Source organism: Comamonas fluminis (genome assembly GCF_019186805.1).
Lineage (GTDB): Bacteria > Pseudomonadota > Gammaproteobacteria > Burkholderiales > Burkholderiaceae_C > Comamonas > Comamonas fluminis.
The window spans coordinates 2,210,621-2,224,694 of the sequence record NZ_CP066783.1; the positions used below are offsets into that span (position 1 = coordinate 2,210,621).

The 14,074-nt window shown below is 58.2% G+C and carries 14 protein-coding genes; 12 read left to right on the forward strand and 2 right to left on the reverse strand.

The genetic code is table 11. The annotated features are described in order from the left end of the window. The first annotated feature begins 159 nt into the window (after positions 1 to 159). Positions 160 to 1,035 (forward strand): 4,5-DOPA-extradiol-dioxygenase, encoded by an 876-nt coding sequence (ygiD, locus tag JDW18_RS10545; RefSeq protein ID WP_246610439.1) that lies wholly within the window; start codon positions 160 to 162, stop codon positions 1,033 to 1,035. A gap of 174 nt (positions 1,036 to 1,209) precedes the next feature. Here the strand turns inward: ygiD and JDW18_RS10550 are convergent, their stop codons facing one another. Next, on the reverse strand, positions 1,210 to 2,406 hold the full coding sequence (locus tag JDW18_RS10550) for an amino acid aminotransferase (protein WP_218243560.1): 1,197 nt from the start codon (positions 2,404 to 2,406) through the stop codon (positions 1,210 to 1,212). Positions 2,407 to 2,583: 177 nt separating this feature from the next. On the opposite strand from JDW18_RS10550, the gene uvrB reads away from it, so the two are divergent. The 11 genes from uvrB to JDW18_RS10605 all read left to right on the forward strand — a co-directional run bounded on the left by uvrB (position 2,584) and on the right by JDW18_RS10605 (position 13,048). Then, positions 2,584 to 4,650, forward strand: a complete 2,067-nt coding sequence (uvrB, locus tag JDW18_RS10555; RefSeq protein WP_281421616.1) for an excinuclease ABC subunit UvrB — start codon at positions 2,584 to 2,586, stop codon at positions 4,648 to 4,650. Between the two features lie 227 nt (positions 4,651 to 4,877). Then, positions 4,878 to 5,414, forward strand: a complete 537-nt coding sequence (iscR, locus tag JDW18_RS10560) for a Fe-S cluster assembly transcriptional regulator IscR (RefSeq protein ID WP_003054211.1) — start codon at positions 4,878 to 4,880, stop codon at positions 5,412 to 5,414. A gap of 178 nt (positions 5,415 to 5,592) precedes the next feature. Further along, complete coding sequence (locus JDW18_RS10565) at positions 5,593 to 6,813, forward strand: IscS subfamily cysteine desulfurase (RefSeq protein ID WP_218243561.1); 1,221 nt, start codon at positions 5,593 to 5,595, stop codon at positions 6,811 to 6,813. 34 nt (positions 6,814 to 6,847) lie between these two features. After that, complete coding sequence (gene iscU / locus JDW18_RS10570; RefSeq protein ID WP_099736699.1) at positions 6,848 to 7,243, forward strand: Fe-S cluster assembly scaffold IscU; 396 nt, start codon at positions 6,848 to 6,850, stop codon at positions 7,241 to 7,243. Between the two features lie 2 nt (positions 7,244 to 7,245). After that, on the forward strand, positions 7,246 to 7,569 hold the full coding sequence (iscA, locus tag JDW18_RS10575; protein ID WP_218243562.1) for an iron-sulfur cluster assembly protein IscA: 324 nt from the start codon (positions 7,246 to 7,248) through the stop codon (positions 7,567 to 7,569). Between the two features lie 156 nt (positions 7,570 to 7,725). Beyond that, positions 7,726 to 8,244, forward strand: a complete 519-nt coding sequence (hscB, locus tag JDW18_RS10580; protein WP_218243563.1) for a Fe-S protein assembly co-chaperone HscB — start codon at positions 7,726 to 7,728, stop codon at positions 8,242 to 8,244. A 93-nt stretch (positions 8,245 to 8,337) separates the two neighbouring features. Further along, positions 8,338 to 10,200 carry a Fe-S protein assembly chaperone HscA gene (gene hscA, locus JDW18_RS10585; protein WP_218243564.1) on the forward strand — a complete coding sequence of 621 codons (1,863 nt, stop codon included), beginning with the start codon at positions 8,338 to 8,340 and terminating at the stop codon, positions 10,198 to 10,200. Between the two features lie 17 nt (positions 10,201 to 10,217). Next, positions 10,218 to 10,556 (forward strand): ISC system 2Fe-2S type ferredoxin, encoded by a 339-nt coding sequence (gene fdx / locus JDW18_RS10590; protein WP_218243565.1) that lies wholly within the window; start codon positions 10,218 to 10,220, stop codon positions 10,554 to 10,556. 153 nt (positions 10,557 to 10,709) lie between these two features. After that, positions 10,710 to 11,441: a DNA polymerase III subunit epsilon gene (dnaQ, locus tag JDW18_RS10595; RefSeq protein WP_218243566.1), complete on the forward strand. Its 732-nt coding sequence runs from the start codon at positions 10,710 to 10,712 to the stop codon at positions 11,439 to 11,441. A gap of 265 nt (positions 11,442 to 11,706) precedes the next feature. Further along, a complete protein-coding gene (locus JDW18_RS10600) occupies positions 11,707 to 12,267 on the forward strand; it encodes a hypothetical protein (protein ID WP_218243567.1) in 561 nt (186 codons plus the stop codon). A 325-nt stretch (positions 12,268 to 12,592) separates the two neighbouring features. Next, positions 12,593 to 13,048: an Lrp/AsnC family transcriptional regulator gene (locus JDW18_RS10605; protein WP_218243568.1), complete on the forward strand. Its 456-nt coding sequence runs from the start codon at positions 12,593 to 12,595 to the stop codon at positions 13,046 to 13,048. Positions 13,049 to 13,068: 20 nt separating this feature from the next. Here JDW18_RS10605 and JDW18_RS10610 read toward each other — a convergent pair whose 3' ends face one another. Continuing rightward, the gene (locus JDW18_RS10610) at positions 13,069 to 14,058 is read right to left on the reverse strand and encodes a TauD/TfdA family dioxygenase (RefSeq protein ID WP_218243569.1); all 990 of its coding nucleotides are present in this window, start codon (positions 14,056 to 14,058) and stop codon (positions 13,069 to 13,071) included. Positions 14,059 to 14,074: the final 16 nt, after the last annotated feature.

Here is a 14,074-nt window from a genome sequence, read left to right on the forward strand (position 1 = left end):
GCTCTTGCGATGTGGCAAGCTTGCTCCATCTTCAAAAAGCGCCTGTGCAGAACGTGAATCCGTTCGCCGGGCGATACCACAATCGTCATGCGTCGACGAACGCTTTTATCCCTGGCTGGCGCTGGTCTGGCGGCCGCCGGGGGCTGGATGGCTTATTCCATGACCTCTGCTTCCTCTTCCCTGTTGCCAGAGCATCTGCTGCAGCAACTCAAACCCTCGCCCCGCATGCCGGTGATGTTCATTGGCCACGGTAGTCCCATGAATGTGATCGAGGACACGCACTGGCGCCAGAGCTGGAAGGCGCTGGGTCAGGAGCTGACGGCCAAGGGCATTGCGCCGCAGCTGATTCTGTGTATCTCGGCCCACTGGCTGACCGAATCCGACTGGGCGCTGACTGGCATGGCGCAGCCGCGCACGATTCATGACTTTGGCGGCTTCCCGCAAGAGCTTTTCGATCAGCAATACCCGGCGCCCGGTGCGCCCGAGGTGGCCAAACAGCTGGCGGCAGAGCTGCATTCGCCTTTTGATGCCTCGCCCTTGCTGGTGGATCAGAAATGGGGTTTTGACCACGGCACCTGGTCGGTGCTGCTGCCCATGTTTCCCGAGGCGCAGATTCCCGTCATGCAGCTGAGCATGCCCTATGGCATGGCACCTGAGAAGCACTTCGAGATGGGGCGCCAGCTGCGCGCCTTGCGTGATCGCGGCGTGCTGATTGTGGGTAGCGGCAACATCGTGCACAACCTGCGCGCCATGCAGCGTGGTGCGGCAGACAATCAGGCCTACGACTGGACGATTCAGTTTGACTCCGAAGTGCAGCAACGTTTTGACAGCGGCAATCTGGCAGACCTGAGCACTTTTCTGGAGTGGGGCCCGCAGGCGCGAATGGCGCATCCCACGCATGACCACTATTTGCCCCTGCTTTATGCCGCAGGCGCAGTGCAGGATGGCGAGGCGCCGCGTGTGTTCAACACGGCCTACCAGTACGCGGCCCTGTCCATGCGCTCAGCCATCTGGGGTTTTTGCAGGCTTGATTGAAATTGATAGCTGCTTGCGCTTGATTCTGATGGGTTTCAGCTAGATAGTTTTCTGAAACCATTATTGAACAAGCGCTAACAGCTATCAAAAAATTGAATGCGCATAAAAAAAGAGCAACGGATGAAAAGTCCGTTGCTCTTTTGGCATTCAGGGCCGAAGCCCTGAACCCTGACTTTAGATCACAGCGGCGATGGCCTTGCAGACATAGTCGATGTTCTTGCTGTTGAGAGCAGCCACGCACATACGGCCGGTGTCTGTACCGTACACGCCAAATTCGGAGCGCAGGCGAATCATCTGGTCCTTGGACAGGCCGGAGTACGAGAACATGCCGATCTGGGTGGTGATGAAGCTCATGTCTTGCTGCACACCAGCAGCCTTCAGGCCGTCCACCAGCTTTTGGCGCATGGCCTTGATACGCACGCGCATCTCACCCAGTTCCTTTTCCCACAGGGCGTGCAGTTCTGCGTTGTTCAGAACAGCGGCCACCACGGCACCACCGTGTGTAGGAGGGTTGGAGTAGTTGGTGCGAATGACGATCTTCAGCTGCGACAGCACGCGAGCGGCTTCGTCCTTGTCGGAGGCCACCACGGACAGGGCACCCACGCGCTCGCCGTACAGGCTGAAGCTCTTGGAGAACGAAGTGGACACAAAGATGTTCAGGCCAGCAGCCACGAACTTGCCAATCACAGCGCCGTCTTCGGCAATGCCGTGGCCAAAGCCCTGGTAGGCCATGTCCAGGAAGGCCACCAGGCCCTTGGCCTTGACGACAGCAATCACTTCATCCCACTGGGCAGCGGTGATGTCATAGCCGGTGGGGTTGTGGCAGCAGGCGTGCAGCACAACCACGGTGCCTGCAGCGGCAGCGTTCAGGTCGGCCAGCATGCCGGCGAAGTCGATGGAGCGGGTGGCTGCATCGTAGTAAGCGTAGGTGCCGACTTCAAAACCAGCGTTGGTGAAGATGGCCTTGTGGTTTTCCCAGCTGGGGTTGGAGATCAGAACCTTGGCGTTGGGGTTGAGCTTCTTCAAGAAGTCAGCGCCAATCTTCAGGCCGCCGGTGCCGCCAATGGCTTGCACGGTGGACACGCGGCCAGACTTGACCACGTCGGACTCAGCGCCGAACACCAGAGCCTTGACGCCGTTGTCGTAGGCAGCGATACCGTCGATAGGCAGGTAGCCACGGGCTGTGGGCTTGTCCATCATGGCTTTTTCAGCGGCCTGCACGCACTGCAGCAGAGGCAGCTTGCCGTTGTCATCGAAGTACACGCCCACGCCCAGATTCACTTTGTTGGGGTTGGTGTCGGCATTGAATTGCTCGTTCAGACCCAGGATGGGGTCGCGGGGGGCCATTTCGACGGCGGTAAACAGAGACATGAAAAAATCCTTGAGGGATAGAAATAAGTCAGGTCACCCCCAGCTACTGTTTCCGGGAGCGTGTTGACGGGCAGGGCATGGGCCAGTGCTCGAAAAAACGCATCAGCCTAGGTTAGGCTTGAGGGTTGGGTTGCCATTCTACTCCGCGCTAACCCTATGCGTCATGGACATGACATCATGCAAGAACAAAATATGACTGCTGAGCCGCAAGGCCGTTTTGTGCAATATCCAGACTCGCCGTTTGAGCTGTTTCAGCCCTACCCACCGGCGGGGGATCAGCCTGTGGCCATCGAGAAGCTGGTGGAGGGCGTCAACGACGGTGAGTCCTTTCAGACCCTGCTGGGTGTGACGGGCTCTGGCAAGACCTTCACCATGGCCAATGTGATTGCGCGCCTGGGCAAGCCGGCCATTGTTTTCGCGCCCAATAAAACACTGGCTGCGCAGCTGTATTCAGAGTTTCGCGAGTTCTTTCCCAATAACGCGGTTGAATACTTCGTCAGCTATTACGACTACTACCAGCCCGAAGCCTATGTGCCTCAGCGCGATCTGTTCATTGAAAAGGACAGCGCCATCAATGAGCACATCGAGCAGATGCGCCTGTCCTGCACCAAAAGCATCATGGAGCGGCGCGATGTGGTGATTGTGGCTACGGTCTCGGCCATCTACGGCATTGGCGAGCCCGAAAGCTATCACCGCATGGTGATGACGCTGCGCGCAGGCGATACGCTGAACCAGCGCGATGCGATTGCGCAGCTGATTCGCATGCAGTACCAGCGCAACGACCAGGATTTCTCGCGCGGTACCTTTCGCGTGCGTGGCGACACGATTGACGTTTTCCCGGCCGAACACTCAGAGCTGGCCGTGCGCATCGAGCTGTTTGACGACGAGGTTGAGAGCCTGCAGTTGTTCGACCCGCTCACGGGCCGTGTCAAGCAAAGCATCCCGCGCTTCACTATCTACCCCCGCAGTCATTACGTCACCCCGCGTGACAAGGTGCTGGCAGCCGTGGAAACCATCAAGGAGGAGCTGGCCGAGCGCCTCAAGCAACTGGTGGGCATGGGCAAATTGGTGGAGGCCCAGCGGCTGGAGCAGCGCACGCGGTTTGACCTGGAAATGCTCAGCGAGGTGGGGCACTGCAAGGGTATTGAGAACTACACGCGGCACCTGTCGGCCTCCAAACCGGGCGACCCACCCAGCACACTGACCGACTATCTGCCGCGCGACGCCATCATGTTTCTGGATGAGAGCCACCAGATGATCGGCCAGCTCAACGCCATGTACAACGGCGACCGGGCGCGCAAGACCACGCTGGTGGAATATGGCTTTCGCCTGCCGTCGGCACTGGATAACCGCCCGCTCAAATTTGAAGAATTCGAGCAGCGCATGCGCCAGGTGGTCTTTGTCTCGGCCACGCCTGCTGAATATGAAAAGACACATGCCGGACAGGTGGTGGAGCAGGTGGTGCGCCCCACAGGTCTGGTGGACCCAGAGATCGAAGTGCGGCCTGCCATCCACCAGGTGGACGATGTGCTGCAGGAAATTCGTTTGCGCGTCGATCTGGAAGAGCGCGTGCTCATTACCACGCTGACCAAGCGCATGGCTGAGCAGCTGACCGAATACCTGACCGACAACGGCGTGAAGGTGCGCTATCTGCACTCTGATGTGGACACCGTAGAGCGCGTGGAAATCATCCGCGACCTGCGCCTGGGTGCTTTCGATGTGCTGGTGGGCATCAACCTGCTGCGCGAGGGGCTGGATATTCCCGAAGTGTCACTGGTGGCGATTCTGGATGCCGACAAGGAAGGCTTTTTGCGCGCCGAACGCAGCCTGATTCAGACCATAGGCCGTGCGGCGCGTAATGTGCACGGCAAGGCGATTCTGTATGCGGACCGCATGACAGACTCCATGAAAAAGGCCATTGGTGAAACAGAGCGTCGTCGTTCCAAGCAAATTGCGCATAACGAAGCGAATGGCATTGTTCCAAAACAGATTGTCAAGAGGGTGAAAGACCTGATTGATGGCGTTTACAGCGAAAAAAGCGGTAAGGAAGCGGATCGTCTGCAGGCGCAGGCGCTTCAGCAGGCGCGTGTCGAAGACATGTCCGAAAAAGACATTGCCAAAGAGATCAAGCGTCTGGAAAAGCAAATGCTGGAGCACGCCAAGAATCTGGAGTTCGAGCAGGCCGCCCGCGTGCGCGACCAACTGTCACTGCTCAAACAACAGTTGTTTGGAGGCGGCGCGTAGGAAAGATTCACCGGTTTTGTCGGGGTTATTACGAGCGCACACGCTGTTACCCGACAAATTTAATGGGGAATGTGATATACTCGGTTCAAACACTCAACAACAAACTTCCCTCACAGAAGGGCTCTGAACCTAATCACAGGACGGAGTAAGGGCGGAGACTGTGCTCGTCAGGGATGAAGACCAGACGAGTGTTTCTGTAACGAACAATCCTGACTGAAGGAGCTCGTATGCGTCTTACGACCAAAGGCCGCTTTGCGGTCACCGCGATGATCGACCTGGCACTGCGCCAGAACAATGGCCCTGTGACTCTGGCTGCTATCAGCCAGCGTCAACAGATTTCGCTGTCCTATCTGGAACAGCTGTTTGGCAAGCTGCGTCGCCACGAACTGGTGGAATCCACCCGTGGTCCTGGCGGCGGCTACACCCTGGCACGCAAGGCGACGGACATCACCGTGGCCGACATCATCGTGTCCGTGGATGAGCCTATTGATGCCACGCAATGCGGCGGCAAGGAAAACTGTCTGGGCGAAGCAGGTCGCTGCATGACCCACGAACTGTGGGCCGCACTGAACCAGCGCATGGTGGAGTTTCTGGACTCTGTGACCCTGCAAAAGCTGGTGGACGAACAGCTGGCCAAGGGCATCCAGATTGAGGATAAGCCCGTGGTGCGTCGTGCCATCTCCACAGCCCCTGTGGTCAAGCCTATTCGCGTCAATGCACCTAACTCGGTGTTTGCGCTGGGCAACGCCTTCGCCAAGTCCTGATTTGGGTGCTGCTTCTGTCTGAAGCAGCATTTGGATCGGCCTCTGGCCGGATACACCCGATACCGATTCAGGGCTGGGAGCATGCATGGCTGTGCGGCATGTTTCTTCGCCCGGATGGCGCCTGACAGGCGCATCGATTTCCTCACGATTTGTCAGCCAAAAACAAGACGAGCCAGTCATGGACATGACCCCGCACTTTCCCATTTATCTCGACTACGGCGCAACCACTCCTGTGGATCCCCGCGTGGCGGACGCCATGATTCCCTGGCTGCGTGAACATTTCGGCAACGCTGCATCGCGCAGCCATGCCTGGGGCTGGGAAGCTGAAGAAGCTGTCGAAAAAGCCCGCAAGCAAGTGGCCGATCTGATCGGTGCTGACCCCCGCGAAATCGTCTGGACCAGCGGTGCCACCGAGTCTGACAACCTGGCTATCAAGGGCGCAGCGCACTTCTACCAGGGCAAGGGCAAGCACCTGATCACCGTGAAGACTGAGCACAAGGCTGTGCTGGACACCATGCGTGAGCTGGAGCGCCAAGGCTTTGAAGTCAGCTATCTGGATGTCAATGAAAACGGTCTGCTGGACATTGAAGTGTTCAAGGCTGCGATTCGCCCCGACACCATTTTGGCCAGCGTCATGGCGGTGAACAACGAAATCGGTGTGGTTCAGGACCTGAACACCATCGGCGCCATCTGCCGTGAAAAGGGCATCATCTTCCACGTGGATGCAGCGCAGGCCACCGGCAAGATCGAGCTGGATATGCAAACCATGCCCATCGACCTGATGAGTCTGGCTTCGCACAAGACTTATGGCCCCAAGGGCATCGGTGCTCTGTATGTGCGCCGCAAGCCCCGCGTGCGTCTGGAAGCCCAGATGCACGGTGGTGGTCACGAGCGCGGCATGCGTTCGGGCACGCTGGCAACTCACCAGATCGTGGGCATGGGCGAGGCTTTCCGCATTGCCCATGAAGAAATGGCCAAGGATCTGGAGCACGCACGTGTTCTGCGTCAGCGTCTGCTCGATGGTCTGAAGGATCTGGAACAGGTGTTCGTGAACGGTGACATGGAGCACGGCGTGCCCCATTACCTGAACATGAGCTTCAACTTCGTCGAAGGCGAGTCGCTGATCATGGGTATCAAGGGCTTGGCTGTGTCCTCGGGCTCTGCCTGCACATCCGCCAGCCTGGAGCCCAGCTATGTGCTGCGCGCTCTGGGCCGCAGCGATGAGCTGGCACACAGCTCGCTGCGCATGACGTTTGGCCGCTTCACCACCGAAGAAGAAATTGACTACGCGATCAAGACGATTCGCGAGAACGTGCTCAAGCTGCGTGAACTGAGCCCTCTGTGGGAAATGTACAAAGACGGCATTGACATCAGTTCCATTCAATGGGCTGCACACTAAGCACAGATTACAAAGAGTTCAAGAGGTAGACACCATGGCTTATTCTGAAAAAGTTGTTGACCACTATGAAAACCCCCGCAACGTGGGCTCGTTCGACAAGAGCGATGACTCCGTGGGCACGGGCATGGTGGGCGCGCCTGCCTGCGGCGACGTGATGAAGCTGCAGATCAAGGTCAACCCCGCTACTGGCGTGATTGAAGATGCACGTTTCAAGACTTATGGCTGTGGCTCTGCCATCGCCTCGTCTTCGCTGGTGACCGAATGGGTCAAGGGCAAGACGCTGGATGAAGCAGCAGCACTGAAGAACAGCCAGATCGCTGAAGAGCTGGCTCTGCCTCCCGTCAAGGTTCACTGCTCCATCCTGGCTGAAGACGCCATCAAGGCCGCTGTGAACGACTACCGCGCCAAGCGCACCACGACGGAAGCCTGAGCATGGCCATCTCTATGACCGAGGCGGCAGCCCGGCATGTGAATCGCTATCTCTCGCGTCGTGGCAAGGGGATTGGCGTCCGTCTGGGCGTCAAGACCACCGGCTGCTCCGGTCTGGCTTACAAGCTGGAGTACGTGGATGACGCAGAACCCGAAGACATCGTGTTTGAAAGCCACGGCGTCAAGGTGCTGATTGATCCCAAGAGCCTGGCTTATATCGACGGTACAGAGCTGGACTTTGTCCGTGAAGGCCTCAACGAAGGTTTCAAGTTCCACAACCCTAACGAGCGTGATCGTTGTGGATGTGGTGAGAGTTTTCGGATTTGAAGCTCCCCCTGAGCCGCTTTGCGGCTTCCCCCTGAGGGGGACGATGCCATCGCTGCGAGGCGGCTCTTGCTCGGCATCTCTGGCACAGTCCAGCGCTCATTTGAGTAGTGATAACAGTAACCGCCTCAGCCATGCTGCAGGCGGTTTTTTAATGCCATGAATCTGCAATCTGACGACTTTGAATTGTTTGGCCTGCCGCGCAAGTTTGCGCAGGAGCGCAGCCAGATCGATGCACGCTGGAAAGAGCTTCAGCGCGAGGCGCATCCTGATCGCTTTGCGGCGCAGGGCGCGGCTGCGCAGCGTGTGGCCATGCAATGGTCGGTGCGCATCAATGAGGCCTATCAGCGCCTTAAAGACCCGCTCAAGCGCGCAGCGTATCTGTGTGAACTCAATGGCGCGCCAGTCCGTGCCGAGGACAACACTGCTATGCCGACTGCATTTTTGATGCAGCAGATGGAGTGGCGTGAGTCTCTGGAAGACGCCCGCAGCGAGGGTGAACTGGACGCGCTTGACGATGAGGTGATGGCTGCCAAAAAGCGCATGCTGGCTGAATGTGCGCGTCTGCTGGATGAAGCAGGCGATGCCGCGGCCGCTGTGCAGCAGGTGAGAGCCCTCATGTTTGTTGCGCGATTTGCGCAGGATGTGGAGCGTCGCCGCGATCAACTGGGACAATAGAACCAGAGCATCCCGGATTCATCGTCTGCGGATGCGTACCCATCTTGAGCAGGCCAGTCGCACTGGCCTCTGATATTTCAAAAGAAGAATTTCATGGCGCTTTTGCAGATTTCCGAGCCCGGTCAATCTCCCGACCCCCATCAGCGACGCATCGCCGTCGGTATCGACCTGGGTACAACGCACTCTCTGGTGGCGGCCGTGCGCAGTGGCGTGGCGGAATGCCTGCCCGATGATCAGGGCCGTGTGCTGCTGCCTTCGGTGGTGCGCTATATGGAAATGGGCCGTCGCCAGATTGGCTTTGATGCCAAGGCTTCGCAGGCAGCGGATGCGGCCAACACCATCAGCTCTGCCAAGCGCTTCATGGGGCGCAGCCTCGGTGATATCGAGTCGCCCGAAAAGTTGCCCTACCACTTCAAGGCCGATGGCGACACCAGTGTGATCGCGATCGAGACGGTGGATGGCGTCAAGACGCCCGTGGAAATCAGCGCCGAAATTCTGGCCACGCTGCGCTTTCGTGCGGAAGACACGTTTGACGATGAGCTGTACGGCGCCGTCATCACCGTGCCTGCATATTTTGATGATGCACAGCGTCAGGCCACCAAGGATGCGGCCAAGCTCGCTGGCATCAATCTGCTGCGCCTGATCAACGAGCCCACGGCGGCGGCGATTGCCTATGGTCTGGACAACGCGGCAGAGGGTGTTTATGCCGTGTATGACCTGGGCGGTGGCACTTTCGACATCTCGGTGCTGCGCCTGTCGCAAGGCGTGTTTGAAGTGATCGCTACCGGCGGTGACTCGGCTCTGGGCGGTGACGATTACGACGATGCGCTGGCGGCCTGGGTGGCTGAGAAGACCGGCACCCAGCTGCAAAGCGCAGCCGACAAGACCACCTGGCGTCTGGCCGCTCGCCAGTGCAAGCAGGCTTTGACAGATTCAGAAACTGTAGCGTTCAGCGCTGATCTGTCTTCGGGTTCGGTGACATTTGATGTCAAGCGCGAGGAATTCATTGCGCTGACGGCGCACTTAACTGCAAAGAGCCTGTCTGCCGTGCGCCGCGCACTCAAGGATGCGGACCTGGGCCGCGATGAGGTGCAGGGCGTGGTCATGGTGGGTGGATCCACCCGCATGCCGCAGATTCGTCAGGCCGTAGCCGACTTCTTTGGCAGCGAGCCATTGACCAACCTCAATCCTGACGAAGTGGTGGCGCTGGGCGCTTCCATTCAGGCCAATCAGCTGGCAGGCAACAACACCGCTGGCGATTTGCTGCTGCTGGATGTGATTCCGCTGTCGCTGGGTGTGGAGACCATGGGTGGTCTGGCCGAGCGCATCATCACGCGCAACGAAACCATTCCTACGGCGCGTGCGCAGGATTTCACCACCTACAAGGACGGCCAGACCGCCTTGGCCATTCATGTGGTGCAGGGTGAGCGTGATCTGGTGGCCGATTGCCGCTCGCTGGCGCGCTTTGAGCTGCGCGGTATTCCGCCCATGGCGGCTGGTGCAGCGCGCATTCGTGTAACCTTCACCGTAGATGCCGACGGCCTGCTGGCCGTCAGCGCCAAGGAGCAGATCAGCGGCGTGGAAGCGCATATCAACGTCAAGCCATCGTACGGCCTGTCGGACGATCAGATTGCCGCCATGCTGCAAGACGGTTTTGCCACGGCGCAGGAAGACATGAAGGCCCGCGCACTGGTAGAAGCCCGTGTGGACGCTGACCGCATGCTGCTGGCCACCCAGAGCGCGCTGGATGTCGATGGCGATGTGCTCAGCGCCGAGCAGCAAGCCAGCATCGACGCCCTGATGGCCGCGCTGCGCGCTGCAGTCAGCAGCGACGACCCCGCTGTGGTGGAAGCTGCCACGCAGGATCTGGCCAAGGGAACAGAGTCGTTTGCGGCCGAACGCATGAACCGCAGCATTCAAAAGGCGCTGGCCGGTAAAGACCTGAACTCCATTTAATTCATAAGCAGAACAATATGCCCATCATCAAAATTCTTCCCCACGCTGAATATTGCCCCGAAGGCAAGGAAATCGAAGTCCCTGTTGGCACATCGATCTGCGAAGCCATGCTGGATAACGGTGTCAACATCGAGCACGCCTGCGACATGAGCTGTGCCTGCACGACTTGCCACGTCATCGTCAAGGAAGGCTTCAACTCTCTGAACGAGGCAGAAGAAGAGGAAGAAGACCTGCTGGACAAGGCCTGGGGCCTGCAGCCTCAGTCGCGCCTGTCCTGCCAGGCCATTCTGGCGCGCGAGAATGTGACGGTGGAGATTCCTAAGTACTCCATTAACCACGCGAAGGAAAATCACTGACCCCCTGAGCGGCTGCGCCGCTTCCCCCTCTCTCTACGCGCTTTGCGCTACGGGAGGGGGACGACACCAGCGCGGCGGGGCGGCCCTTGCGCGGTGTCCTGGTTTGGGTTGTGCCAGTTTTGGCGTGTTGTAGCCTCAACGGAAAGAAATTGAATGTCGCGCCAAATTGTTCTGGATACGGAAACAACGGGCCTGTCGCACATAGATGGCGATCGCCTGATTGAGCTGGGCTGTGTGGAGCTGGTCAACCGAAAGTTGACAGGCAACAACCTGCACCTGTACTTCAATGCCGGCCGTGACAGCCACCCGGATGCGCTGCGTGTGCACGGTATCACCACCGAGTTCCTGGCCGACAAGCCGCGTTTTGAAGAGAAGATCGACGAGATCTGGGAGTATCTGCAGGGCGCGGAGCTCATCATTCACAATGCGCCGTTTGACGTGGGCTTTCTGAACAGCGAACTCAAGCTGGCCAAGCGCCCATTGCTCAAGCAATGCGTGGGCAACATCATTGACACCCTGGTCATGGCCAAGGAGATGTACCCCGGCAAGCGCAACTCGCTGGATTCCTTGTGCGACCGTCTGGGCGTTGATAACACCAGCCGCACCTTGCACGGCGCTTTGCTGGATGCGGAGCTGCTGGCCGATGTCTATATCAATCTGACACGCGGGCAGGATGCGCTTCTGATGGCCGAGGAGCCTGAGCAGGCTGCTGGCGCCGGTGCGATTGCCATGCCTTCGCTGGATTTGAAGAGCATCAAGCTGCCAGTGCTGCGGGCCAATGCGCAGGAGCTGGAAGCACACGACGATGTACTCAAGCAGATGGACAAGTCCAGCGGCGGCAAAGTGGCCTGGAAAAAGTTCGAAAGTGAGAGCGTGGCTCCCTGATTGGGTAATGGCTTCAGGCCTTTTTTACTGAATTTGGCGAAGTCCGGGTTGAAGAAATCGGTCCTCGCAGTGAAATCCTCCAGGAACATGGGTTCTGGAGGATTTTTTCGTTCTGGGGTCGCGTAAACAAGTTATTTCAAAAACTATCGAATTTTTATATTGATTTGTTATTTGAATAATGGAGACTTGGGCTTTCCCCGTCTCTTTCCGTCGTGCACAGCGGATGAAAGGGCAGGCATTACGTTCTATACATAAGGATGACGAAATGAAGACATTGAAGTTGTGGCTGGCTCCTGCGATGGTGGGCGCTGTGGTGGCGCTTTCGGGATGCGGAGACTCGGCAACCTCCAAGGTGGCAGAGCAAATCAAGACGAGCTACGACTTCAATGGAAAGCAGGTGGAAATGGTGGGCTATCTGAAGCCCACCCGCTTCACGCTGGTCTCGAATGGCGTGGCCCCGCTGGTGCTGGTGCCCAGCTCGATGAGTGATCCTGTCAATGCCACGCTGGAAAACATCATGCTGCCGTTTGGCAAGAACGCCAATTCGATCTTCATGCCAGAGCGCTACAAGAGCTCCGAGATCGAGCTGCGGGACGCCAGCGCCAAGGTCCACAGCGTTGACACCCAGTTCAAGGTCACAGGCACCGTGGTCTATGACTCCACCGAAAAAATTGCGCCGCCACAGCCGCCCAGCGGAAAGATGGTGCTGGAGATTCAGCGACAGAACTACGAAAAAGCCAAAGCCGCCTATGAAGAGCGCGTGAAGAAAGGCGATGTCTACAGCTACAACTACAAGGTGGTGAACGTGGTGCTGACCCCGCAGTAAACCTCTGGCTGGGCGCGTGAAGCTGCAGGCCGCACATCGGCGCGCCAGGGCTTCGCTGCTGTGGATCATCGTCCCCAAAGCAACAGGCCGCACCACTGTGCTTAAGTGGTGCGGCCTGTTGCGTGTGCGGGCTGCAGATCAACCAACCAGATGCTGACGATAAACAGCGGGGCATGTTGAATGGGGTTGCTGCGTCGGTAAACGTGCTTCCATGGACTCAAGTGTGCATGTTGCAGTGCAGAAAATGTTGCTTTAAATTCTGCAAATATTGGCTTGCTACAGAAAAATATTCTGTCCATGAAGAAATGGCGGTAAATTCACGGATATGGATAGCTTGGATAAAAAGATTCTTTCTGTTTTGCAGGCCAATGCACGTGCCAGCCTGCAAGAAATCGGTGCAGCCGTTGGCCTGAGTGCATCGCCGTGCTGGACACGAATCAAGAAGATGGAAGAGCTGGGTGTGATCGAGGGCTACACCGTGCGCCTGAACCCACAGGCGCTGGGGCTGGCCGATTCCGTGCTGGTGATGGTGACGCTGGACAGCCACTCAGACAACACGCTGGAGAAGTTTGGCGAGGTGCTGGCCACCATTCCCGAAGTGGTGGAGGCGCATCTGGTCTCTGGTGAATATGACTATCTGCTGCGCGTGGTGGTCAAGGACACGCGGGACTACGAGCGGCTGCTGCGTGAGAAACTCTACAAGATCAAGGGCATCAGGCACAGCCAGTCTTGCTTTGTGCTGCGTACCCTCAAAAAAGCCGAGCTTCCGCTCGGCGTTTAGAGGGACGGGTAGCAACAGGTTCAGGCGGTCTGCTGCTCTGCTTGAGGAAACCCATTGCGGCCCGGAAACTCTGGCGCCAGCGGGCGCGCATTGGGCATCTTCAGCCACAGGCGCAGCATTTTGCGGCGCTGTTCCTGGGCCTCGTAGTCTTCAAAGCCATTGCGCGAGTGCAGCACGGCATAGTTGTTGGCAAACTGCAGATCGCCGGGCTCCAGCATCATGTCCAGCTTCAGGGCCGGGTCGTGAATCAGGCTGTCGAACAGATCCAGAGCTTCAACCTCAACCTGCGACAGTGGCAGCTGGCGAATCTCGTGGCCCAGCTCGATGTACTGGCGCAGATAGCGGCAGCTGAGCTTGCCCTGGTGAAAGCTGAAGATGGGCGAGAGGCTGGGCTGGGGCTCGCACAGATGCTCGAAATACCACTGGCGGTAGTACAGGCCCAGATACTCAGGGTGGGTGCGCAGAATTTCGTTATAGATGGCGGCCACGCTGATGAGGCTGGACAGGCCACCACTCTTGGCCTTGCGCACGCACAGCAGGCCTACGACGTCCGAAGGATCCGAGTGGTAGGGCAGGTAGAGGTTGGTCTCATACACGCGGGTGGTTTTCTTGCTGGCGTCACCCACATGCATGACCAGACCCAGCAGATCGCCGCGTGGGTTCTGACGCACGGGCTGGCCCATGTGCAGGCCGAGGCCGTAATAGACGATGTGGATGTCTTCGTCCGTATAACGCTCTACGGGCAGGCCACGCAGTACCAGAAAGCCTTTGCCGTTTTCCAGTTCTTCAGAATGCGCTCTTAACTGCTGTTGAACCGCTTCGGGCAGAGGAAAGTCTTCCCGTGTGAACTGCGGAAAACTCAGACCGCGCTGCTTGACCTGGGCCAGCGCTGCATCAATGGCGGCAATGGTTTCTGCGCAAAGCGGATGAATCCAGGAGTGGTCGCCCGCCAGGTCTGCACCGCGCCAGGCGGCAGGGCCGGTCAAAGGCTGCTTGAGAATGATGCTCACGTTGAAATCCGCTTGA

Coding starts and splice junctions, on each gene's coding strand:
- ygiD (WP_246610439.1), top strand. CDS start 160: ATGACCTCTGCTTCCTCTTCCCTGTTGCCAGAGCATCTGCTGCAGCAA.
- JDW18_RS10550 (WP_218243560.1), bottom strand. CDS start 2,406: ATGTCTCTGTTTACCGCCGTCGAAATGGCCCCCCGCGACCCCATCCTG.
- uvrB (WP_281421616.1), top strand. CDS start 2,584: ATGCAAGAACAAAATATGACTGCTGAGCCGCAAGGCCGTTTTGTGCAA.
- iscR (WP_003054211.1), top strand. CDS start 4,878: ATGCGTCTTACGACCAAAGGCCGCTTTGCGGTCACCGCGATGATCGAC.
- JDW18_RS10565 (WP_218243561.1), top strand. CDS start 5,593: ATGGACATGACCCCGCACTTTCCCATTTATCTCGACTACGGCGCAACC.
- iscU (WP_099736699.1), top strand. CDS start 6,848: ATGGCTTATTCTGAAAAAGTTGTTGACCACTATGAAAACCCCCGCAAC.
- iscA (WP_218243562.1), top strand. CDS start 7,246: ATGGCCATCTCTATGACCGAGGCGGCAGCCCGGCATGTGAATCGCTAT.
- hscB (WP_218243563.1), top strand. CDS start 7,726: ATGAATCTGCAATCTGACGACTTTGAATTGTTTGGCCTGCCGCGCAAG.
- hscA (WP_218243564.1), top strand. CDS start 8,338: ATGGCGCTTTTGCAGATTTCCGAGCCCGGTCAATCTCCCGACCCCCAT.
- fdx (WP_218243565.1), top strand. CDS start 10,218: ATGCCCATCATCAAAATTCTTCCCCACGCTGAATATTGCCCCGAAGGC.
- dnaQ (WP_218243566.1), top strand. CDS start 10,710: ATGTCGCGCCAAATTGTTCTGGATACGGAAACAACGGGCCTGTCGCAC.
- JDW18_RS10600 (WP_218243567.1), top strand. CDS start 11,707: ATGAAGACATTGAAGTTGTGGCTGGCTCCTGCGATGGTGGGCGCTGTG.
- JDW18_RS10605 (WP_218243568.1), top strand. CDS start 12,593: ATGGATAGCTTGGATAAAAAGATTCTTTCTGTTTTGCAGGCCAATGCA.